The sequence below is a fragment of the Ideonella sp. genome (genome assembly GCF_044358605.1).
In the GTDB taxonomy this organism is placed as follows: Bacteria; Pseudomonadota; Gammaproteobacteria; order Burkholderiales; family Burkholderiaceae_C; genus Ideonella.
Map to the genome: position 1 here is coordinate 1 of NZ_JBIKNQ010000075.1, position 21,182 is coordinate 21,182.

The window sequence follows — 21,182 nt, forward strand, 5'->3', positions numbered from 1 at the left end:
ATGGCTCATGCGATCTGGCTATGATGAACTCTCTGGGATCGAAGCCAGCAACTCGCTCAGGACAGCTCTGGCCTGAAGTAGCGGCCAGCTTCGAATCGGCCAATGATCACATGAGACGTGACACCTATAGACATTGCGTGCTGGAAAGCGCAGGTGGTGGACGGCCTGCAGCAGCGGCCCGGTGGACGACAGCAGCAGATAGGGCAAGCCCAGCGTGACCAGCAGCAGGGTCAACACGCCAGCGCTGGGGGACGAGTCGCTAGAAACGTCCGCGCTGCTGTTCAGAATCTGCAGGGGCAGGAACAGCAAGGAAGCCAGCAACAAGCCGATGTGCACCCGCACGCGACCCTGCGCACCGAGCCACGCGTTCAGGCGGTCCGCATAGGCATAGCCCAGCAGCAGTGTGGTCTGAAAAAACACCAGGCTGGTGACCCAGACGGCCGAGGTACCACCAAAGGTGGGCAGCATGGCCTTGGCGGCCATGGGCTGGATCAAGAACAGCAGGAACGCCGAGAGAAACACGGTCGTTGCGAGCAAAACAGTGAGCGCCATGCGGCCTCCCAGACGAAAGAGCCGCGGATGATAGCCAGCGCACCTCATGCGGAGTGCGCGAAAGACGGGGCTTACTGTGAAGTGCTGGGCGCTCGGCTCAGTTCGTTGTTGGCGTCCACCAAAGTGCGCAGCATGCGCATGAACTCTTTGCGCTCGGTCTTGGGCAAGGGCGCCAGGATGCGCTCTTGGGCGCGATGCATGTCGGGCAGCACGCCGGCCAGCAATTGCTCGCCCTCGTGGGTGAGGGTAAGCAGTCGCACCCGCTTGTCCTCGGGGGAGGCGTTGCGCTGCATCCAGCCACGGGTTTCCAGACGGTCCACCACATTGGCCAGGGTGGAGGTGTCCAGCCCAATGCGCGCCGCCAGGCTGCGCTGATCCAAACCGGGTGTGTTGGCCACGGCCTGCAAAGCCGCGAACTGCACGGGCGTGATGCCGTGGTCTTCGGTCTCTTGCAAAAACACGGCCACGGCAATCTGATGCAGGCGACGGATGTGGTGGCCGGGCAGGGTGTCGAGGTCAACAGCAGAGGCTGGCATGGCAGAGGGCAGGGTACGAGGCAGCGAGGGTCATCCCTAGTGGGGGCTCGCTTAATTATGACTACACTAATCATCAGTATACTGATTAAATGATTGGAGACACCATGCCGAACAGTGCAGAGCGCTCACCAGGGCCAGTGTTGGTGGCCGGTGGCGGCATCGGCGGCTTGGCCGCTGCTCTGGCCTTGACCCGCCAAGGCTTTGAGGTGCTGGTGCTGGAACAGGCGCCTGAGATGGGCGAGATCGGAGCGGGCATCCAACTCGCCCCCAATGCCTTCCATGCCTTTGATGCGCTGGGCGTGGGGGAGTTGGCCCGAAGCCGCGCGGTCTTCACCGACTACATGGTGATGCACGACGCCATCGACGAGTATCAGGTGGGCAAGATCCCCACCGACGAGCGCTTTCGCGAACGCTTTGGCAACCCCTACGCCGTGATCCACCGCGCGGATGTGCATGGCGCGCTGTATGAGGGTGCGCAGGCCACGGGCAAGGTGCGCTGCCTGACCAGCACCCGCATCGAGCGGGTGGAGCAAGACGAGCAGGGCGTGATTGCCATCGATCAACACGGCCAGCAGCATCGCGGCGTGGCCTTGATTGGCGCCGATGGGGTTAAGTCGGTGGTGCGCCAGCAGTATGTGAACGACCCGCACCGCGTCACCGGCCATGTGGTCTACCGCGCCGTGGTGGACAAGGCCGACTTCCCTGACGAATTGAAGTGGAACGCGGCCAGCATCTGGGTCGGCCCCAACTGCCACTTGGTGCACTACCCGCTGCGCGGCGGTGAGCAGTACAACGTGGTGGTCACCTTTCACAGCCGCGAGCAAGAGGAGTGGGGCGTGCGCGACGGCAGCAAGGCCGAGGTGGGGAGCTACTTCCAAGGCATCTGCCCCAAGGCCAGGCAGTTGATTGAGCTGCCCAAGAGCTGGCGGCGTTGGGCCACGGCCGACAAAGAGCCGATTGGCCAGTGGACTTATGGTCGCGTCACTTTGCTGGGCGATGCCGCCCACCCCACCACCCAGTACATGGCGCAAGGCGCCTGCATGGCCCTGGAAGACGCCGTGACGCTGGGCGAGGCCCTGCGTGTGCAGGGTAACGATTGGGATCAGGCGCTAGACCTGTACCAGCGCTCGCGTGTGGCCCGCACCGCGCGCATCGTGCTCTCCGCCCGCGAGATGGGGCGGATTTATCACGCCAAGGGCGTCGAGCGCTTGGTGCGCAACGACCTGTGGCGCGGTCGCAGCCCTGAACGTTTCTATGACGCCATGGAATGGTTGTACGGCTGGAACGTGGGCAACTGCCTGGCCATCCACACCGCCGCAGGAGCACCCGCATGAACGACCTCGGCAAACTCGAAGACCTGCCCCAAAGCTACCGCGATGAGCTCAAGGCTTTGAACCTGGTGCCGCTGTGGCCCAGCCTGCGTGCGGTGCTGCCGCCCAAGGTGCCCACCCGGCAAACCAAGCCCACGCACTGGCCCTATGCCAGCCTGAAGCCGCTGCTGCTTCAAGCGGGCGAGCTGACCCCGATTGAAAAGGCTGAGCGCCGCGTGCTGGTGCTGGCCAACCCCGGCCACGGGCTAGAGAAAATGCAGGCCAGCGCCGCCATCTACTTGGGCATGCAGCTGCTGCTGCCGGGCGAGTGGGCCCCCAGCCACCGCCACACGCCCAACGCGGTGCGCATGATTGTGGAAGGTGAGGGCGCCTACACCACGGTCGATGGCGAAAAATGCCCCATGAGCCGGGGCGACCTGATCCTCACCCCCACTGGCTTGTGGCACGAGCACGGTCATGACGGTGACGAGCCAGTGGTGTGGCTGGATGTGTTGGACCTGCCGCTGGTCTACTACATGGAGGCTAGCTACCACGTGAACGGCGAGCGTCAGGCCGTGAAGCCCGGCCGAGGCGACGCTGCCTTCCGTCGCGCGGGCGTGGCGCCCACACCGGTCTTTACCCGTAGCGCCCGGGCCTATCCCATGCTGCGCTACCCCTGGGTGGACACCCGCGCGGCGCTGGAGGCACTGGCCCAGGATCAACCGGATCTCGCCTGCGTGCAGGTCACCTACATCAACCCCGAGACGGGTGACGACGCCGAAAACATTTTGGGCTTCTATGCCCTGATGCTGCGTCCGGGCCAAGCACTGCGCCTGCCCGCCCGCTCGCCCGCCTGCGTGTTCCACCAGATCGAAGGCAGCACGGACATCGACGTCGAAGGCCACGCTTTCAACCTGGCCGAGGCCGACACGGCCTGTGCACCGGGCTACACCGCCGTGAGCCTACGCAACCGGTCTGACACCGACGCGGCCTTTATCTTCATGGCCGATGAATCCCCGCTGCACCGCAAGCTCGGTGTCTATGAAAATCGAGGCTGAACAGGAGACATCATGAGCAACACCAACTTTCTTTGGGCCCCGCCCGCGACGCCCTCGCTCGCCGTGCAAGGCAGCACCCAGCGCCTGCCGGTGCACCGCCTCCTTTTTGTGGGCCGCAACTACCACGCGCACGCCATGGAGATGGTGGGCAAGCCGGTGGACAAGGCCAATGAGCGCGCGTTTTACTTCACCAAGTCGCCGCACTCTTTGGTGGAGTCTGGTGCCACCATCGCCTACCCGCCGGCCACCGCCAACTACCACTATGAGATGGAGTTGGTGGTGGTGCTGGGCAAGGGCGGCTTTCAGGTGAAGGCGGCGGACGCGCATGAGCTGATCTACGGCTATGCCTGCGGCCTGGACATGACGCGCCGCGACCTGCAACTCGTGGCTCGCGACAAAGGCCGCCCTTGGGACTTGGGCAAGGATGTGGAGAACGGCTCAGTGATTTCACCCGTGGTGCCCATGCCCGGCGTGGTCGTCGAGCAAGGCACCATCGCCTTGCAGGTCAATGGTCAGTCCAAGCAATCGTCCAATGTCAATCTGCTGATCTGGAACATCCGCGAGATCATCGAAGACCTCTCCACCTACTACCACCTGCAGCCCGGCGACGTGATTTACACCGGCACACCCGAAGGCGTGGGGCCGGTGGTGGCGGGCGACAAAATCACCGGCCAAGTGGAAGGCGTGGGGGAGATTGCGCTGACGATTGAGCGGTCAGATTGAGAGAGTGCTTGTGGGGGGATTCACGCGCAAGGGAACTTGGGCGCGTGATTCCGCTCATGTCCTCCGACGGCGGCTGCGCCGCCGTCTCCCCCTTTACTTCGCTGCATCACGCCCCCAAGTTCCCTTGCTAGTCGGTATGTTGGTGCCGTGCGAAGAATCGGTACTGCTGCCTGATCAGCCGCTGGCTTCAGGCCGGTATCGTGGACTGATAGGGTGGCGACGCAGTGACACAGGCGTTCCCCAGAGCGAAGTAAAGAAGGAGGCCGAAGGCCGGATGACATGAGCGGCGGGGAATGCCTGTGGCGCTGCGTTCGCGTAAACCGTTGCATGAACTGCCCAACTACTTCTGGGTTGAACAGGCTGGTCGAGGGGCACAATGCTCACCCCGATGTTTGCCTTTCGTTGAGATCCCTCATCATGCTGAAGCCGCCCGTCACCCCTCCGGAACTTGTGGACGACACCCTGGCCCGCCAGGGTTATGCGGTGCTGGATGCGGCGGGTGGTGCGGCCTTGATGGGGGCGGCTGTCGAGGGCTTGGAGGACTGGCGTGCTTGCTGGGACGACCTGCCGCCCGACGCCTACCTCAAGGATGGCGGGCGGTACCGGCGGCGGCGGCACAGCTGCTTTGTGGTTGACGGTGACGCAGTGCGCCAGGTGCCGCACCGTGCGCACTGGCAGCCCGTGGAATACAACGCGCTGCATGGCGGCATCGAGCGCCAGTTTGAGCCCATGGACCCGGCCATGGCCCAGCACCCCTTGTGGGCGCGCTGGCTGGCAGCCTTGGGGGCGCGGGTGAGTGCGCTCAAGGGCGTTCAGCCTTGGTATGTCGAGGCCCATGTGTTTCGCATCGACACCACCGATGGCATTGGCCGTCCTACGCCTGAAGGCGCGCACCGCGATGGGGTCGACCTGGTGGCGGTGACCATGGTCGGTCGGCACCAAATCAAGGGCGGCGAAACCCGCGTGTTCGCGGCCGAGAGCCACGAGGGCCTGCGCTTCACGCTGAGCGAGCCCTGGAGCACCTTGCTGCTGGATGATGAGCGGGTGATCCATGAATCCACCCCCATCCAACCGCTGGCGGCGGACGGCAGTGGCCACCGCGACACCCTGGTTTTGACCTTCCGCGCGGGCCGCTTCCAAGGCCCTGTCTGATCCAGGTCAAACGCTGTGCAGGAGGGGTGCCACCGCTTTGCGCCAGCGCAAAGTGAGTGCCTGCCTGCAGGTGTCAGATAGGGGCATCGTTAATCGACGCCCCAAAGGAGGGGATCATGCACGCACTGACTGACTTCTTCACCACCGACTATGGTTTGTTGAGCGCCGCCGTCATCGCCATCACCTTGGGCATGGCCGGTTTTTATGCGCGTTATTTCATCACCCACATTCGCGAGGATGAAGCCCGCGAGCGCGCACGACTGGCAGCGCAGCAGCAGTGAGCATGGGGGCAAGGGGGAACTCGACCCTAGTTCGCCATCGAAGTGGGGCTTGCCCTAGGGGCGTCTCCCCACTTTCGTACCAACTCCGCACATCTGACGCGGTAGACTGAACCGAACAATTGTGAAGAAGCAGTGGCTCTCGAGGGAGGCGGCTGCGCGGTTCAGTCCCGGTGAACCGTCTGTGTTCGGAGGTGTTGAATGCCCATTTTTCGCAGGCTGAGTCTGGGTCAGCTGCTGACCGTGCCCTATGTGGTGCTGGTCTTGGTGTTGGCGGTGATCTTGGGCGCGTTGTCTTATCGCGCGGGTCGCAATGCGGTAGACAGCCTGTCAGACCAATTGCTGACAGAAACCGTGTCGCGCATTGCCCAGGCGGTGGAGCGGCATGTCTATGGCTCTGGTGCGGTGCTGGAGACGGCCTTTCCCAAGGGCGTGGCAGCGCCGCAAAACATCGCTAAAGATGTAGCGGCCCTGCGCACGCGCTTTTGGTTGGCCACCTCGGTGCATCGCGGGCTGAACAACTACGCCTACTATGGCGATGAGCAAGGCCACTTCTTTGGCCTGTGGCGCGACTCTGAATCTGAGGCCCAGTTGCGCCTGCGGGTCAGCGGCGAGGGGCCTCGCACGCTCTTCCGCTTCTCCGGCATTGATGGCGCATTGGGGCCTGCGGAGCAGGAGTCCAAAGTCTTTGAGCCGCGCCAGCGCCCTTGGTACAAGGCCGCAGCGGCGGCGGCCACAGACACCTGGACGTCCATCTACATTGACTTTCGCACCAATGAGTTGGTGGCTACACGGGCTCGGCGCGTGTTGGGGCAGGACGGCGACATGAAAGGCGTGGTCGCCACCGATGTGTCGCTCAAGTTGCTGAGCGACTTTGTCCGCTCTCTGCCTGTCAGCCGCCACGGCTTCGCCTTTATTGAGGAGCCTGACGGCAACCTCATTGCCACCTCACGCGGCGACTACCTGCGACGCGACGCTCAAGGTGTGCATCAAAGGCTGAACGCGGGCGAGAGCGACGACCCCTTGCTGGCGTCGGTGCACCGTGAAGTGCGGGCCTTGATGCAGGGCCAAGAGGGCGATTTGGGGGTGCGCGCCCGCAAGATCACCGGTCCAGACGGCGTGCCGGTCCAAGTGGCTTATGCACGGATCAGAGACACGGCAGGCCTAGACTGGATCATCGCAGTGGCGGTGCCCCGCAGCGACTTTCTAAAGACGGTGACGGACAACGTCTATCAGACGGTGTTGTTGAGCCTGTTGGCAGCCGTGGCGGTGGTGGGGGTGGGGATGTTCAGCCTTTCCATCGTGTCGCGCGACTTGCGCAAGCTGGCCACAGCGGCCAAAGAGGTGGGTGACGGCAAGTTCGACACGCCGCTGCGCATCAAGCGCTCCGATGAGATTGGTGATTTGGCCGAGAGCTTCTCTGCCATGCGCCACAAGCTGGCCACCGACCGCCTGACCGGGCTGGCCAGCCGAGAAGCCATGGTGCGGCGCCTGGAAGATCGGATCAAGCTGCATCGGCGCGGTGACGACGGCAAGCCCTTTGCCCTGCTGTTTCTGGATATAGACGGTTTCAAGGCCGTGAATGACCACTACGGCCATGAGGCGGGAGACCGCGTGCTTCGGGCAGTGGGCCAGCGCCTGCAATCGCAGCTGAGAGAAGGCGATTTGGTCGCGCGTTGGGCGGGTGATGAGTTTTTGATCTTGCTCGATGACATTGCCGAGCATGCCAGCCTGGCCCTGGTGATCGACAAGCTCAAGCAAGCCTTTGCCACGCCTCTGGATGGTGTGTCCACCGACGCCGGCGGTGTGGTCAGCGTGTCGGTGGGGGCCTCTCTCTATCCGGACGATGGTGCTGATGTCAGCAGCTTGGTCAGCAAGGCCGATGCGGCCATGTACCGCAACAAACCTGCCCACTGAGCACCAGGCTAAGGTGGGCGGCCGACGGCTTCATGGGCCGTCGCCCAATTCGTCCTCGTGGAGTTGTTGCAGCTCCACCAGGCGCCGATACACACCGTCGGTGATCTGCATCAGGGCTGCATGAGGGCCGCATTCCACGACCCGGCCTTGTTGCAGCACCAAAATGCGGTCTGCTTCGCGGATGGTGGAGAGGCGGTGCGCCACGGCGATCAAGGTCATCCGGCCGCGCAGGGCGTGCAAGGCCTGCTGCACCACTTGTTCGGTGGCGGTGTCGATGTGGGAGGTGGCTTCGTCCAGCAACAAGATCTTGGGCTGGCCGGCCAGTGCCCGGGCAATGGCAATGAGCTGTTTTTCCCCTACCGCTAGGCGCGCACCGCCTTCGCCCAGCAGGGTGTCGTAGCCTTCGCTAAGGCGGGCGATGAAGCCACTGGCACCGGCCTGAGTGGCGGCGAGCTCAATGGCTTCTTGGCTCAAGGGGCGACCCATGGCGATGTTGTCGCGCACGCTGCCCGCCATCAAAAAGGGCTCTTGTGGCACCAAGCCCACCGCATGGCGGAAGGCATCTTCGTCCAAGGCAGCAAGTGGCTGGCCGTCCACGCGAAGCTGATCGGGCTCTTGCAATGGGTAATAGCGCAGGAGCAGCGAGAGCAGGGTGCTCTTGCCGCTGCCGGTGGGGCCAACGATGCCGATGAATTCGCCCGGTGCGATGTCTAGGGACACCTTCTTCAGAATGGGCTGATCCGCCTGATAGGCGAAGTCCAACTCGTGAATGCTGACCGCACCGGCCGTGACCTGGCCTGTGCTGTGCGGCCGCTCCGCCTGGGCGTGCGCCAGCAGGGTGTGCACACGCGCCGCAGAGACAGTGGCTTGCTGCAACTGCGAGAACTGCATGGTCAACTGGATCAAGGGCTCGGTGACCCGGCCCAAGCTGCCCACAAAGGCATAGAGCAGGCCCACTTGCAAGGCATCCAAGGCCATGCCTTCGCTTTGGGCGCCCCAGGCTGCAATGACCACCGCCAGCACCAGCACATGAATCAGGTCTAAGGCCGGGCGCAACAGCCAGGCATTGGCCCGCACCTCGATCAGCCGGGAGTCATAGTGTGCTCGGTTGACCTCGGCATAGCGCTCGCCATAGCGTGCCGTCGCCCCCGTGGCTTGTAGCGCCACCATGCCGCCAATCGACTCTGCCGTCTGCGCATTGAGCTGGCTGCGCAGCTCGCGCGTGCGCGCCACGGCGGGGCCAGAGAGCCTGCCATAGCCCACGACCACCGCGATCACGGCAGGCACCATCACGGCGCTGATCAGCATCAGCCGCACATCCAGCAGCGCCATGGTCACCAGCATGATGCCCAGCATGACCACCGCATCCATCATCACGAACAGCACTTGCACATAAAGCTGTTTCACAGCTTCGGTGTCATTGGTCACCCGGCTCACCAACTGCCCGGTGATGGCCTGATCAAAAAAGCTCATGGGAAGCCGCAGCACATGGCCGTAGACCTGCTCTCGGATGCGCAGCACCGAGCGCATGGCCACACCGGCCAGCCGCGTGAGCTGCCAGTAGCGCAAGAGGCTGGCCAGGCTGCCGGTGAGGAAGACGCCGATGAGCAGCGCGGCCATGGTGCTGAGCATCGGGTCGCGCGGCAGCAAATAGCGGTCGATGAAGTACTTGCCCAGCACCGGGCCTGCAGCATCCAGGCCGGCGGCGAGGATCAACCACGCCAAGCCCAAGAGCACGGTGCGGCGATCTGGCTGTGCGGCGTTCCACAGCAGGCGGGTTGCCTGGGCCGTGGAGGACTCTGCGGGGGGGTTGTCGTGCTGGCTCATGGTGCTGCTCCCGCCCCTTGCAGCGAGGCCTCCAGTTGCTGAATGCGCCATTGATGGGTGTACCAGCCCTGCTCGGCGCCCAGGGCCAGCAGCTCGGCATGAGAGCCGCGCTCGGCCACGCGCCCATGGCGCATCACGGCAATCTCGTCGGCCTCAGCCACCGCCGACAAACGGTGGCTGACCACCACCACGCTGCGCTGGCGCGGGCCGCTGCGTAAGTGCTGGCGCAAGTGCTGCAGGATGCGGCTTTCGGTCTCGGTGTCCACGGCCGAAAGCGCGTCGTCCAGCAAGAGCACCGGGGCATCGCTCAGCAAGGCCCGCGCAATCGCGATGCGCTGCTTCTGCCCGCCCGACAAGGTCACGCCGCGTTCGCCCACAGGGGTGTCATAGCCTTGCGGTAACCGCAGGATGTCTTCTTCCACTGAGGCCATGCGGGCCACCACAGCGATCTCTTCTCGGCTGGCCTGGGGTTTGGCCAGCGCGATGTTTTCGGCCACGGTGGCGCTGAACAGCACGGGTTCTTGAGGCACCCAGGCGGTGGCTTGGCGCAGGGCCGCCAGCCGGTAGTCGCGGATGTCGTGCGCCCCCCAGCGCAACTGGCCCTGCTGGGGTGTCCATTGGCGCAGTAAGAGCTTGATGATCGTGCTCTTGCCGCTGCCGGTGGGGCCGACCAGGCCCAAGGTCTGGCCAGGCGGCAGCGACAGCGCAACCTCGTCCAGCGCGGGCTGGGCACTGCCGGGGTAATGGAAGCTGACCTTGTTCCACGCGATAGCGCCGGTGGGGGCGTGGGTGAGCGTGCCTTCGTCATCTACCGCCAACGGCTCATCCAGCACCGCACTCAGCCGCCCCCAGGCCGCTCGGCCGCGCTCCCACAGCGACAGCACCCAACCGGCCGCAAACATGGGCCAGATCAGCTGGGTCAGGTAGAGCCCAAAGCTGGTCAACTGGCCAATCGTCAGCTCTTGCTGCCATACCAGCCATCCGCCTAAGCCCAGCGATGCGGCACTGGCAAAGGCTAGGCTGATGCCTACGGCCGGCTCATAGCGGGCTTCCCAGCGTTGGGCCTCGAAGCCGGCTTGGGCGGCTGAGCGCGCCAGTTCTCCAAAGCGTTGCGCACTTTGGGCTTCTAGGCCCAAGGCGCGCAAGGTGCGCACGCCCGACAGGGTCTCTTGCACATGATCGTTGAGGTGGCCAAAGCGATCAAGCGCTGCTTTGGAGCGGTCGTGCACATGGCGAGAGATCCACCAAAAGGCCAGGGCCATGAAGGGAAAGGGCAGCAGGGCTACCGCAGCCAGCCGGGCATCTACGCCAAGGGCCATGGTGCCCACCACCAGCGCCAAGGTCAGGCTGCCATCAAAACCAGCCAACAAGGCTTCACCGGCCGCCATTTCGACGGCGTCCACATCATTGGTGGCCAAGGCCATCAGGTCGCCTGTACGGTGGGTTTGATAAAAGCGTGGCCCTTGCAGCGAGAGCCGTTCGTAAAGCTGGGCGCGCAGCTCCACTCCCATGCGATAGGCCGCCGCAAACAAGGCCATGCGCCATCCTGCGCGCAGCAGGTAGATGGCCAGCCCCGCGCCCAGCAGCCAGCCCAGCTCCACCCAGAGGGCTGTGCCGGCCAAGCGGCCTTGCACCAGGCCGTCCACCACCTGGCCGATCTGGCGCGGCACCCAGACGGTCATCAGGGCAATGCCCAGCAGCATGAAGCCAGCGGCGATATAGGCGCTGGCGTGGCGACGAACAAAACCTACAATAAGTTGCGTCAAGGTCATAGAGTCGGGATAGGTATTTTTCGATCGCCTTGACGACGAGGTGTCTGTGCGACACCAGATAAATCAGACTACGAGGAGAAATGATGATTTTGACCAATGTTCGCATCAGTGTTGCATGCGCTGTCTTGAGTTTGGCTGCGACCTTGCCTTCGGCGCAGGCTGCCGAGATCATGAAGTACGGTGTCACGGCGGGTCTAGAGATTCGGTGTGAGACGATCAAGCCCAATGAAACACTGCTGCGGTCCACATTCAATTACAGCAGTTATGGACGGGCCAAGTTGGCGGGTGACATCTATGGCAGAAGTGATTTGGTTTTCAATGGCCGCTTAACCATCAAGGTACAGCGGCCCGATGGCAGTGTGCGTGCCACCACGGTGACCAGCAGCCCCGATCGGCCATTTGTGGGTCCGGTCGATGTGACCGGACTGTTTTCGAATGGGGCCGTGTTCCCACCAGGCCCAGACACCGTCACCATCTCGTTGCGTGCCCCTGACGCACCGTCATCAGGGTGTGCTGTTGGAAGCATCTGGTTGACAGACGCTTATTGATTGACGCTTCTGAGCGATACGTTTCTACCTGCCGTCATCGCCATGAGGGGTATCGCCCCAGCAGTCCTTAAAGCTGAACTGGTAGCGTAGAACAAAAAAAATGCCTCTGAGGTACACTTGAGGGCTAACCACCGCTGCAAGGCCGTACCGGTCTCGTGGCGGTTTTCGTTTGGTTCGGACTCAAGGTCAAGGCTGCGGATCCGTCCGCCCCTTTCACCAGAGGCCGCCCTAGCGTGGGGTCTCTGTCCTGACGGAGTCCTCATTGCCCGGATACCTGCTGAAGCAAGAGTGCGTCGAGGTCACTGGTGTGGCCGATTTGCACATCCACTCTCTGCTGGATCGTCAGCAGTTTGCCGACCCAAGTGGCGAGGCAGAAGCACTGGGCATTTCGTCGGCGGCATGGCCTCTGTTTGGTTTGGTTTGGCCCTCGGGCGTGCATTTGGCCGCCCACATGGGCCGCAGGCCGGTGTTGGCGGGAGAGCGCATTCTTGAGGTGGGTTGCGGCCTGGGGCTGGCCAGTTTGGTCAGCCACCGCCGTGGCGCCTTGGTGACCGCCAGCGACTGTCATCCACTCGCGGAGGCCTTTCTGCAGCGCAATGTGAAAGCCAATGATTTGGCAGACATGACTTACCGGCACGGCAACTGGGCAGAGCCCGCGCCGCTGGCCGGTTTTGCGGTGCGCGCGCCTGTGGATGGCCGCTATGAAGTCATCATGGGCAGCGACGTGCTGTATGAGCGCGATGATGCCGGCGTGTTGTCGGGCTTTATCGGCCGCCATGCCACGTCGGCCGGCGAAGTGTTGATCGTGGACCCGAACCGCGGCAACCGGGCTCGCTTCACCCACCAGATGATGGCGCTGGGCTACACCTTGGTGCAGCACAGCTTGATGGATCTCGGCGCGCTCTCAGGCCCCTACCGTGGCACGCTGCTGCACTACAGCCGCAGTGCCCAGGCTTACGAGCGAACCCTGAACTGATGTGGGCGGCGCACGGTGCGCAGCCCTTTTGAATACTGCTCTTTTGGAGAATCGCGATGGCGAAAGAAGAACTGATTGAGATGCAAGGCGTGGTCAACGAAGTGTTGCCCGACTCGCGTTACCGCGTGACCCTGGAAAACGGCCACGTGCTGATCGCCTACACCTCGGGCAAGATGCGCAAGCACCACATCCGCATCTTGGCGGGTGACGCGGTGTCCTTGGAGCTGTCGCCTTACGACCTCTCCAAGGGCCGCATCACCTTCCGTCACATTGAGCGTCGTCCTGGTACGGGCGCACCTTCGGCCGCTGCGCCGCGCCGTCGCCCGTAATCACGCGTCTCTCACATCGCCCACGGGCTGGCTGCCAAAGTCGGCCCGCGCCAGATAGGCCAGCACTTTGCGAGCGGCCTCATCGGGGCTGGCGAGTTGGCCCTGGGCCAGCAGTTGCTCAAAGGCACTGCGGTCAGGGAACTGCACCGGGTCGGCTGAGCGCAACTGCACTTGCATGTCGGTGGCAATGACGCCCGGCGCAAGCGACACGATGCGTGCGCCATTGGGCTTGGCTGCTTCTTCCAGAGCCACGGCGCGGCTGAAGTGGTCCATGCCGGCCTTGGCCGCGCAGTAAGACGCGCTGCCCGCCATGGCGCGACGGCCCAAGCCCGACGAGATGTTGAGCACTTTGCGCTGCCCCGGCCAGTGCGCCGTAGCAGCCAAGAAGCTGCTGGTTAGCAGCAGGGTAGCTTCCAAGCCCACCCGCAAGGCGCCGACGGTCTCGGCCAGGGGCACTTGTGACAGCGGGGCCAAGGTGGCGATCACCCCGGCGTTGTTGATCAACTGCACTGAATCGAAGCGTTGCGCGCTCTGCTCATCGAGCCACGCTGCCAAGCGCTCTGCCACGCCTTGGGCCTCACTCAAGTCGACCTCCCACTGCGTGAGCTGTTGGGGCGCGGCCAGGGCGGCCAAACCCGCATTGGCGTGGCGCGCCATGCCCAGCACCTGATGCCCAGCTTGCAGGCATTGGCGGGCCATGGCTTCGCCCATACCACGGGATGAGCCGGTCAGTAATGTCAGTGTTGTCATGGGGGATATCCTATGTGGTTTGGGTGCCCGGGGCCTGAATTTGACAGGGTCGTGCAAGAGAGCCGAGGAGACAATCAGCGCATGAGTGAATTGTCGTCTGCATCTGAGGCTTCGCGCAGCACTTGGTGGCTGCGTCCCATTTGGTTGGCCACCGCGTTTGTGTTGTTTGTGCTGGCCGGTGCCTTGCTTTTCCCGGTCTGGACGCGCCCTGCGCCGGCCACTGAAGCTGCCGCGTCGGCGCCCCAAGGCCTGCCCTGGCAGGTGAAAGCCACGCCCGAAGGCAGTGAGGTCTTCGGTCTCTTGGTGGGGCAGTCTGGCCTGCCGCAGGCCCAAGCGCGCTTTGGCGACAACCTGCATCTGGCCTTGATCCAAGCCATCGGTGCCAAGGATGAAGACGCACCCGCCCTGGAGGGCTTTGTTGAGCGACTCGAAGCCGGTTTTGTGACCGGACGCTTGGTGTTGGCCTTTGAGGCCGATGACGCTATGCGGCGCAAGGCGGCGGAGCGTTCACCCAAACGTGAAGTGGGGTCAGGCGGGCGCGTGCGTCAACTCAGCCTGGCGGCTGAAGACCTGGACGTGCGCAACGCCGACAGTTTGGCGTCGCAAGCACGCTTGGTGGGCTTGAGCTTTACACCGTCTGTACGCTTAGATGAGGCCACTCTCGTGGATCGTTTTGGGGAACCTGCAGAGCGCGTGCGCGGTGCAGGCGGTGATGTTCAGTTGCTCTACCCGGCCACGGGAGTGGCTATTGCTGTGCCCGGCGCCAACTCGCCGGCCAACCGAGTTGTGATCCAGTATGTCGCGCCTGGCGAGTTCGAGGCCCGGCTGCGCCAGCCTTTGGCCGCAGCCTCTGCAGCACAGTAAAGCCTTACGCTTCAGTGGTGGCCGTCGACCTCTTGGCCGGTGGCAAAGTAATGCCCACCGGCCACATGGTGCAGGGTGCGCAAGCTGTCGTTGGCGGTGTCAAAGTGCCACCGACCATTGCTGAACACTCGGGTCCGGGCCCAGGCATGCGTGACCTCGGCCAGAAACAGGTCGTGGGCCTGTTCAATCTCCGGGCGCCGGATCAAGACGCAATCCAGCCACGCGACACAGCCCGCGATCAAGGGCGATTGGGCCAAGGGCTCATCCAAGACCTGAACGCCGTAAGCGGCCAGCTTGTCCTGCTCGTGCCCGCTGTGGGTGCCTAGCAGCGTGACGAGGCGCGCCTGCGCTACGCAGGGCACGCTGATGGCCAAGCGGCCTGAAGACTCCACCAAACCCCGCGTGAACGTATTGCGGTCAATCACCACCGCCACCTTCGGGGGCTCAAAATCGAGCGGCATGGCCCAGGCGCAGGCCATGGCATTGCGCTGAATGCCGTATTCGGCACTGATCAGCACAGTGGGGCCGTGGTTCAAAAGGCGATAGGCTTTGGAGAGTTCAACCGGCACGCGCATGGAGGTGAGCTTCCTAGAAGGGTGTCGGGCATTCGACCACGAAACGCAAGCCGGTGCCGGGGTGTGGCAATGCCAGTTGCGCGGCATGCAACATCAGCCGCGGCGAGGCAGCCGCCACCTCGGGTTCGGCATACAGCTCATCGCCCACGATGGCATGGCCCAGCGCCTGCATGTGCACGCGCAGTTGGTGCGAGCGCCCGGTGATGGGGAACAGCGCCATGCGGGTGGTGTGGTGGGCGGCGTCTCGGGCCACGACTTGCCAGCGGGTCAAAGCACGTTTGCCTTGATCGGTATCCACCATCTGGCGCGGGCGGTTGGGCCAGTCGCAGCGCAGGGGCAGGTTGACCTCGCCTTCTTCCGCTTGCACCAAGCCGGTGACCAAGGCCTCGTAGCGCTTGTCGGTTTGGCGGGTCTCGAAGGCGCGAGACAGCGCCTGTTGGGCCGCCAGGTGGCGCGCAAAAATCAGGATGCCGGAGGTGCCCATGTCCAGACGGTGCACCACGCGCGCATCGGGGTAGCGCTGCTGCACTTGCACCACTGCGCAATCGGCATTCTCTGGGCCGCGCCCGGGCACCGACAGCAGGCCCGCTGGTTTGTTGACGGCGACCAGCCAGTCGTCTTCATGCAGCCACGCCAACTCGCCCATCAGGCGCGGTGGCGCAGGCTTGTGCATGAGCAGCAGGGCGCCTATTGGCTGACGAAGGCCCGCTCGATGACGAAGTCACCCGGCGTGGTGGTGTTGCCTTCTTTGAGGCCACGGACTTCCATCATGGTCTTCAAGTCGCGCAGCATCTCGGGGCTGCCGCAGATCATCACGCGGTCTTCCGCAGCGTTAAGCAGCGGGATGCCAAAGGCTTCAGCGACCTTGCCTTCTTCCAGGGCCGTGGTCACGCGGCCTTGGTTTTTGTAGGGCTCGCGGGTGACGGTGGGGTAGTAGAGCAATTGCTTGCTGACCATCTCACCCAGGAACTCGTGCTGCGGCAGCTCTTGGGTGATGTAGTCGTGATAGGCCAGCTCTTTGACCTCGCGCACGCCATGGATCAGCACCACTTGTTCGAACTTCTCATAGGTGTCCGGGTCGCGGATCACGCTCATGAAGGGGGCCAGACCGGTGCCGGTGCCCAACAGGTAGAGGCGCTTGCCAGGCAGCAAATAGTCGATCAGCAGCGTGCCCGTGGGCTTCTTGCCCACGATGATGCTGTCGCCCACCTTGATGTGCTGCAGGCGCGAGGTCAGCGGGCCGTCTTGCACCTTGATGCTCAGAAACTCCAGTGTTTCTTCGTAATTGGGGCTGACGATGGAATAGGCCCGCAGCAGCGGCTTGCCATCGACACGCAAGCCAATCATGGTGAAGTGGCCGTTGGAGAAACGCAGCGAGGTGTCGCGGGTGGTCGTGAAGCTGAACAGCCTATCCGTCCAGTGGTGCACGCTCAGCACGCGCTCTTCATTGAAGGCACTCATCGTCGAAGTTCTAGGGAGAGCGGCAAAAACACAGGGTTTCGCCGACAGTGGGTTGGAGATAAGCCCGCTATTGTCGCTCACCTGGGCGGACCGTGCTGCAGGGCGGGTCCGGCTCAACCCTTCGGGCCATGAGCCTGGGGGCTCCCCACTCTTTTTTGAGGACCCTTCATCATGAAAAAACTTGTTCTGAGTGCAGCCACACTGGCTTGCGCCACTCTTTTTGCCCAAGCCGCTGTGGCTGGCCCCAAGATCTGGGTGTCCATGGGCGACGACGCATATCAACTGCTGCGTGCCGCGCATCCGCAAGCGAAGTCCGCTGAGAGCCATGAGGTTCAAGTGAGCGTGCCGCGTGCCGGCATGCTGGCCAAGGCCGTAGGCAGCCCAGAGAGCCTGACCACGCGGGCTGATCGCATTCACGTGCTGCTGGTCGATGAGGATCAACTGCATCGCCTCTCGACGGAGGTGCACGAGAAGCTGCACCGCTGCGGCGGCTATATCGTCCATGCCTCGCGTGCCGAGGCTCGCCAGTCGCTGCAGGAATTGCGCGGCCACCTGGCCCGCGCCCAGCAAGCCACAACCTTGGCGCCCAGCTATGCCATTGATAACCAGGCCACGGTCACGCCGCTGCTGACGCAGGTGCAGGAGAGCCAGGTCCTGTCCACCATTCAGAAGTTGTCGGACTATCAAAACCGCTTCTACAAGACCAGCCATGGCGTGGCCGCGTCGAATGATTTGTTCAACACCTGGAAGCAAATGGCTGCGGGGCGGACGGACATCACGGTCAGCCAGTTCGCGCACAAGAAGTGGCCTCAGAAGTCAGTCATCTTGAGCATCAAGGGGACCCACGCACCCGACGAGATTGTGGTGATCGGTGGTCACTTGGATTCGACCGTCGGCTTCCTCACGGGTGAGAACAGCCGCGCTCCGGGCGCCGATGACGATGCCTCGGGCATTGCCAGCTTGCAAGAAGTGATGCGGGTGCTGCTGGCCGGCAACTACAAGCCTAAGCGCACGCTGCAGTTCATGGGTTATGCCGCTGAGGAAGTTGGTTTGCTGGGCTCGGACGCCATTGCCGCCAAGTACAAAAAGCAAGGCAAGAAGGTGGTGGGCGTGATGCAGTTGGACATGACCAACTACCAAGGTGAGCCTACCAGCGACATCACCTTGATCACCGACTACACCAACGCGGCTCAAAACAACTTTGTGAAGGCCTTGGCCACCACCTATCTGCCTGAGTTGACGGTGACCCAGGACGCCTGTGGCTACGCCTGCTCCGACCACGCCTCGTGGACGAAGCGCGGCTATCCCGCCTCATTCCCGTTTGAGTCCAGCTTGGATGCGGACAACAAGCTGATCCACACGCCCAACGACACCCTGGCCAAGTCGAACAACACCGCCACCCACGCGGTCAAGTTCGCCAAATTGGGCCTGAGCTTTGCGGTGGAATTGGCCAGTGATGCGCCCGTGAAGGCTGCGCGTTAAGTGCGCCTTAGGCTTCACCGAGCCACTCGGCGAGCACCTCTTGGGTGTGCTCGCCGAGCGTCGGCGGCGCCCAGCGGTTTTGCACCGGCGTGGCGGACAGGCGGATGGGGCAGGCCACCAGGGGCACTTCGCCCAGGGTCGGGTGTTGCAGGTGTTGCAGCAGACCGCGTGCTTGCACCTGCGGGTCTGCAAACACCTCGTTGACGCGGTTGATGGGCCCACAGGGCACACCGGCTGACTCCAGGGATGCCACCCACTCGGCGGTGGTCTTCATCACCGTGGCTTGGCGCAGCAGTGGCGTCAGCACCGCGCGGTTCGCCACCCGCGCCGGGTTGCTGGCAAAGCGTTCATCCGTGGCCCATTCCGGGTGGCCCGCCACCGCGCAAAACTTGCCAAACTGCCCATCATTGCCCACGGCCAAAATCATGTCGCCGTCGGCGGTGGGAAAGTCTTGGTAGGGCACGATGTTCGGGTGCGCATTGCCCATGCGCTTGGGCGCCACGCCGCTCACCAGGTAGTTGGCCGCTTGGTTGGCCAGCGTGGCCACCTGCACGTCCAGCAGGGCCATGTCCACATGCTGACCTTCGCCTGAGGTCTGCCGGTGGTTGAGCGCCGCCAAAATGCCGATGGTGGCGTAGAGGCCGGTCATGATGTCCACCAGCGCGACGCCTACTTTTTGAGGGCCCGCCCCGTCTTCGGTGTCGGCGCGTCCGGTCAGGCTCATGAGCCCGCCCATGCCTTGAATCAAAAAGTCATAGCCTGCGCGTGGTGCATAAGGCCCTGTTTGCCCAAAGCCGGTGATGGAGCAGTAGATGAGCCTGGGGTTTAGCGCTTTGAGGCTGTCGTAGTCCAGTCCGTATTGTTGGAGCCCCCCGACTTTGAAGTTCTCCAGCACCACATCGGCCTGCGCTGCCAACGCTCGCAGCAGGGCTTGGCCTTCAGGCGTGGCCATGTCCACCGCGATGGAGCGCTTGTTGCGGTTGGCGCACTGGAAGTAGGCCGCTTGAGGGCCGGTCTCGGAGCTGGGCTCGGCTACCCAAGGCGGCCCCCAGTGGCGGGTGTCGTCACCAGCGCCAGGGCGCTCTACTTTGACCACATCCGCCCCCAAATCCCCCAGCAACTGACTAGCCCAGGGGCCAGCCAAGACACGCGAGAGGTCGAGAACTTTGAGGCCTTGGAGGGAGGTGGTGGTCATTCGTTGTGTCTTTGGCTGTCTGTTCGGTGCAATGTTTGAGTGCAAGGTCAGCGCTGGCAGAGGGCGCGGGGTGGCCCATTCCGCTCATGTCCCCCACCCAAGGCCACTGGCCTTGGGCTCCTCCTTTACTTCGCTACACGGGCCACCCCACGCCCTCTGCTGCAACGGTTTGCGTGCTCTCCGCCGAAAGGCAGCCAGTTGCCGAATGCATGGGGACCATGGCAGGTCGCGCCTATCGCCAAGCGGCAACTGTGAATGATCAGTGGATGGGGTATGCCGCGCAGTGAAGTAAAGGGGGAGGCGGCGGCCAAAGGCCGACGACGGAGGACTGAGCCCGGACATGAACAGTCCTGTGGACTGTTCATGCCTGGCGAGGGCCAAGGGCTCTGCCCTTGGCATGAACGGAGCGGCATACCTCGCCCACTGATCCGCTACAAACTTCGCCACTAACGCCGCATCAAAACGAGGCATCAGAACGCCGCAATCCCCGTCATCGCGCGTCCCAGAATCAGGGCGTGGATGTCATGCGTGCCTTCATAGGTGTTCACCACCTCCAGGTTCACCAGATGGCGGGCGATGCCGAACTCGTCGGAGATGCCGTTGCCGCCCAGCATGTCGCGGGCGGTGCGAGCAATGTCCAGTGACTTGCCGCAGGAATTGCGCTTCATGATCGAGGTGATCTCCGGCGTGGCTGTGCCCTCATCCTTCATGCGGCCCAGGCGCAGGCAGCCCTGCAGGCCTAGCGTGATCTCCGTTTGCATGTCAGCCAGCTTCTTCTGGATCAGCTGATTCGCGGCCAGCGGCTTGCCAAACTGCTTGCGGTCCAGCGTGTACTGCAAGGCGGTGTGCCAGCAGAACTCAGCCGCGCCCAAGGCGCCCCAGGCGATGCCGTAACGTGCGCTGTTCAAACAGGTGAAGGGGCCCTTCAGGCCGCGCACGTCGGGAAAAGCGTTTTCCTCGGGGCAGAAGACCCTGTCCATCACGATCTCGCCGGTGATGCTGGCGCGCAGGCCCACCTTGCCGTGGATGGTGGGGGCCGACAGGCCCTTCCAGCCCTTCTCCAACACAAAGCCGCGAATTTGGCCGCCGTCGTCCTTGGCCCAGACCACAAAGACATCGGCAATCGGGCTGTTGGTGATCCACATCTTGGCGCCGGTCAGCTCATAGCCGCCATCCACCTTGCGGGCTCGGGTCACCATGGAGCCGGGGTCTGAGCCGTGGTCGGGCTCGGTCAGGCCAAAGCAGCCAATCCACTCACCCGTGGCCAGCTTGGGCAGGTACTTTTGCTTGGTGGCTTCATTGCCAAACTCGTTGATCGGCACCATCACCAAAGACGACTGCACGCTCATCATCGAGCGGTAGCCCGAGTCCACGCGCTCCACCTCGCGGGCCACCAAGCCGTAGCAGACATAGTTCAGGCCTGCGCCACCATAGGCCTCGGGGATGGTGGGGCCTAGCAGGCCCAATTCGCCCATCTCGCGGAAGATGGCCACATCAGTTTCTTGGTTGCGAAACGCGTTCAGCACCCGAGGCGCCAGCTTGTCTTGGCAATAGGCCCGAGCGGCGTCGCGCACCTGCCGCTCGTCGTCGGTGAGCTGGCTGTCCAGCAGCAGGGGGTCTTCCCAGTTGAAGCGGGCTTTGGTGGCGCTGGCGTTCATGAATCTGTCTCCGTCAAGTTCGATTCCTGCATCTTAGAATCAGACCATACCCCGTAGCAAACGAGAATTTCGCACCCATCTGTGCGCTGAACGCATTTCGAAAGCCTTATGCGCCGCAAAATCCCTTCCACCGCTTCACTGGCCGCCTTTGAGGCCGCCGCCCGCCACCAGAGCTACACCAAGGCGGCGCATGAGTTGGCCGTCACCCAAAGCGCCGTC

At 63.4% G+C, this 21,182-nt stretch carries 22 protein-coding genes; 12 read left to right on the forward strand and 10 right to left on the reverse strand.

Going from position 1 to position 21,182, the window contains the following annotated elements; all coding sequences use genetic code 11:
- Positions 1-18: 18 nt before the first annotated feature.
- Positions 19-552 (reverse strand): hypothetical protein, encoded by a 534-nt coding sequence (locus tag ACIQ3Q_RS20110; RefSeq protein WP_396270997.1) that lies wholly within the window; start codon positions 550-552, stop codon positions 19-21.
- 71 nt (positions 553-623) lie between these two features.
- On the reverse strand, positions 624-1,088 hold the full coding sequence (locus ACIQ3Q_RS20115; RefSeq protein WP_396271000.1) for a MarR family winged helix-turn-helix transcriptional regulator: 465 nt from the start codon (positions 1,086-1,088) through the stop codon (positions 624-626).
- Between the two features lie 104 nt (positions 1,089-1,192).
- Between ACIQ3Q_RS20115 and ACIQ3Q_RS20120 the strand changes: the two genes are divergently transcribed.
- From ACIQ3Q_RS20120 to ACIQ3Q_RS20145, 6 genes are all read left to right on the forward strand, one after another.
- On the forward strand, positions 1,193-2,422 hold the full coding sequence (locus ACIQ3Q_RS20120; RefSeq protein ID WP_396271003.1) for a 3-hydroxybenzoate 6-monooxygenase: 1,230 nt from the start codon (positions 1,193-1,195) through the stop codon (positions 2,420-2,422).
- Positions 2,419-3,456: a cupin domain-containing protein gene (locus ACIQ3Q_RS20125; RefSeq protein ID WP_396271006.1), complete on the forward strand. Its 1,038-nt coding sequence runs from the start codon at positions 2,419-2,421 to the stop codon at positions 3,454-3,456. Before ACIQ3Q_RS20120 ends, ACIQ3Q_RS20125 begins: the two co-directional genes overlap by 4 nt.
- Before the next feature lie 12 nt (positions 3,457-3,468).
- Positions 3,469-4,179, forward strand: a complete 711-nt coding sequence (locus ACIQ3Q_RS20130) for a fumarylacetoacetate hydrolase family protein (protein ID WP_396271009.1) — start codon at positions 3,469-3,471, stop codon at positions 4,177-4,179.
- Positions 4,180-4,596: 417 nt separating this feature from the next.
- Positions 4,597-5,331, forward strand: a complete 735-nt coding sequence (locus ACIQ3Q_RS20135; RefSeq protein ID WP_396271011.1) for a 2OG-Fe dioxygenase family protein — start codon at positions 4,597-4,599, stop codon at positions 5,329-5,331.
- 116 nt (positions 5,332-5,447) lie between these two features.
- A complete protein-coding gene (locus tag ACIQ3Q_RS20140; RefSeq protein WP_396271012.1) occupies positions 5,448-5,612 on the forward strand; it encodes a DUF3149 domain-containing protein in 165 nt (54 codons plus the stop codon).
- A 198-nt stretch (positions 5,613-5,810) separates the two neighbouring features.
- Complete coding sequence (locus tag ACIQ3Q_RS20145; RefSeq protein ID WP_396271013.1) at positions 5,811-7,526, forward strand: diguanylate cyclase domain-containing protein; 1,716 nt, start codon at positions 5,811-5,813, stop codon at positions 7,524-7,526.
- A 30-nt stretch (positions 7,527-7,556) separates the two neighbouring features.
- Here ACIQ3Q_RS20145 and ACIQ3Q_RS20150 read toward each other — a convergent pair whose 3' ends face one another.
- Positions 7,557-9,353, reverse strand: a complete 1,797-nt coding sequence (locus ACIQ3Q_RS20150; RefSeq protein WP_396271014.1) for an ABC transporter ATP-binding protein — start codon at positions 9,351-9,353, stop codon at positions 7,557-7,559.
- Positions 9,350-11,125 (reverse strand): ABC transporter ATP-binding protein, encoded by a 1,776-nt coding sequence (locus ACIQ3Q_RS20155; RefSeq protein WP_396271015.1) that lies wholly within the window; start codon positions 11,123-11,125, stop codon positions 9,350-9,352. Before ACIQ3Q_RS20155 ends, ACIQ3Q_RS20150 begins: the two co-directional genes overlap by 4 nt.
- A gap of 83 nt (positions 11,126-11,208) precedes the next feature.
- On the opposite strand from ACIQ3Q_RS20155, the gene ACIQ3Q_RS20160 reads away from it, so the two are divergent.
- From ACIQ3Q_RS20160 to infA, 3 genes are all read left to right on the forward strand, one after another.
- Entirely contained in the window at positions 11,209-11,673 is a 465-nt protein-coding gene (locus ACIQ3Q_RS20160; protein ID WP_396271016.1) for a hypothetical protein, read from the forward strand.
- 262 nt (positions 11,674-11,935) lie between these two features.
- Positions 11,936-12,649 carry a class I SAM-dependent methyltransferase gene (locus ACIQ3Q_RS20165; protein WP_396271017.1) on the forward strand — a complete coding sequence of 238 codons (714 nt, stop codon included), beginning with the start codon at positions 11,936-11,938 and terminating at the stop codon, positions 12,647-12,649.
- Positions 12,650-12,705: 56 nt separating this feature from the next.
- Entirely contained in the window at positions 12,706-12,978 is a 273-nt protein-coding gene (infA, locus tag ACIQ3Q_RS20170) for a translation initiation factor IF-1 (RefSeq protein WP_210810433.1), read from the forward strand.
- On the opposite strand, the gene ACIQ3Q_RS20175 is transcribed toward infA, so the two are convergent.
- Complete coding sequence (locus ACIQ3Q_RS20175) at positions 12,979-13,728, reverse strand: SDR family NAD(P)-dependent oxidoreductase (RefSeq protein ID WP_396271018.1); 750 nt, start codon at positions 13,726-13,728, stop codon at positions 12,979-12,981.
- A gap of 81 nt (positions 13,729-13,809) precedes the next feature.
- On the opposite strand from ACIQ3Q_RS20175, the gene ACIQ3Q_RS20180 reads away from it, so the two are divergent.
- Positions 13,810-14,592: a hypothetical protein gene (locus ACIQ3Q_RS20180; RefSeq protein ID WP_396271019.1), complete on the forward strand. Its 783-nt coding sequence runs from the start codon at positions 13,810-13,812 to the stop codon at positions 14,590-14,592.
- A gap of 11 nt (positions 14,593-14,603) precedes the next feature.
- Here the strand turns inward: ACIQ3Q_RS20180 and ACIQ3Q_RS20185 are convergent, their stop codons facing one another.
- Genes ACIQ3Q_RS20185 through ACIQ3Q_RS20195 form a run of 3 tightly spaced genes read right to left on the reverse strand, consistent with a single transcriptional unit; the run spans position 14,604 to position 16,628 of the window.
- Positions 14,604-15,167 (reverse strand): flavin reductase family protein, encoded by a 564-nt coding sequence (locus tag ACIQ3Q_RS20185; RefSeq protein WP_396271020.1) that lies wholly within the window; start codon positions 15,165-15,167, stop codon positions 14,604-14,606.
- 13 nt (positions 15,168-15,180) lie between these two features.
- On the reverse strand, positions 15,181-15,840 hold the full coding sequence (locus tag ACIQ3Q_RS20190) for an RluA family pseudouridine synthase (RefSeq protein ID WP_396271021.1): 660 nt from the start codon (positions 15,838-15,840) through the stop codon (positions 15,181-15,183).
- Between the two features lie 14 nt (positions 15,841-15,854).
- Positions 15,855-16,628, reverse strand: a complete 774-nt coding sequence (locus ACIQ3Q_RS20195) for a ferredoxin--NADP reductase (protein ID WP_396271022.1) — start codon at positions 16,626-16,628, stop codon at positions 15,855-15,857.
- Positions 16,629-16,799: 171 nt separating this feature from the next.
- On the opposite strand from ACIQ3Q_RS20195, the gene ACIQ3Q_RS20200 reads away from it, so the two are divergent.
- Entirely contained in the window at positions 16,800-18,110 is a 1,311-nt protein-coding gene (locus ACIQ3Q_RS20200; protein WP_396271023.1) for a M28 family metallopeptidase, read from the forward strand.
- A 7-nt stretch (positions 18,111-18,117) separates the two neighbouring features.
- Here the strand turns inward: ACIQ3Q_RS20200 and ACIQ3Q_RS20205 are convergent, their stop codons facing one another.
- Positions 18,118-19,305 carry a CaiB/BaiF CoA transferase family protein gene (locus ACIQ3Q_RS20205; RefSeq protein WP_396271024.1) on the reverse strand — a complete coding sequence of 396 codons (1,188 nt, stop codon included), beginning with the start codon at positions 19,303-19,305 and terminating at the stop codon, positions 18,118-18,120.
- 470 nt (positions 19,306-19,775) lie between these two features.
- Complete coding sequence (locus ACIQ3Q_RS20210; protein WP_396271025.1) at positions 19,776-20,963, reverse strand: acyl-CoA dehydrogenase; 1,188 nt, start codon at positions 20,961-20,963, stop codon at positions 19,776-19,778.
- 108 nt (positions 20,964-21,071) lie between these two features.
- Here ACIQ3Q_RS20210 and ACIQ3Q_RS20215 point away from each other — a divergent pair.
- Positions 21,072-21,182 (forward strand): LysR family transcriptional regulator (locus ACIQ3Q_RS20215; RefSeq protein WP_396271026.1); only part of this gene is annotated, 111 nt, incomplete at its 3' end.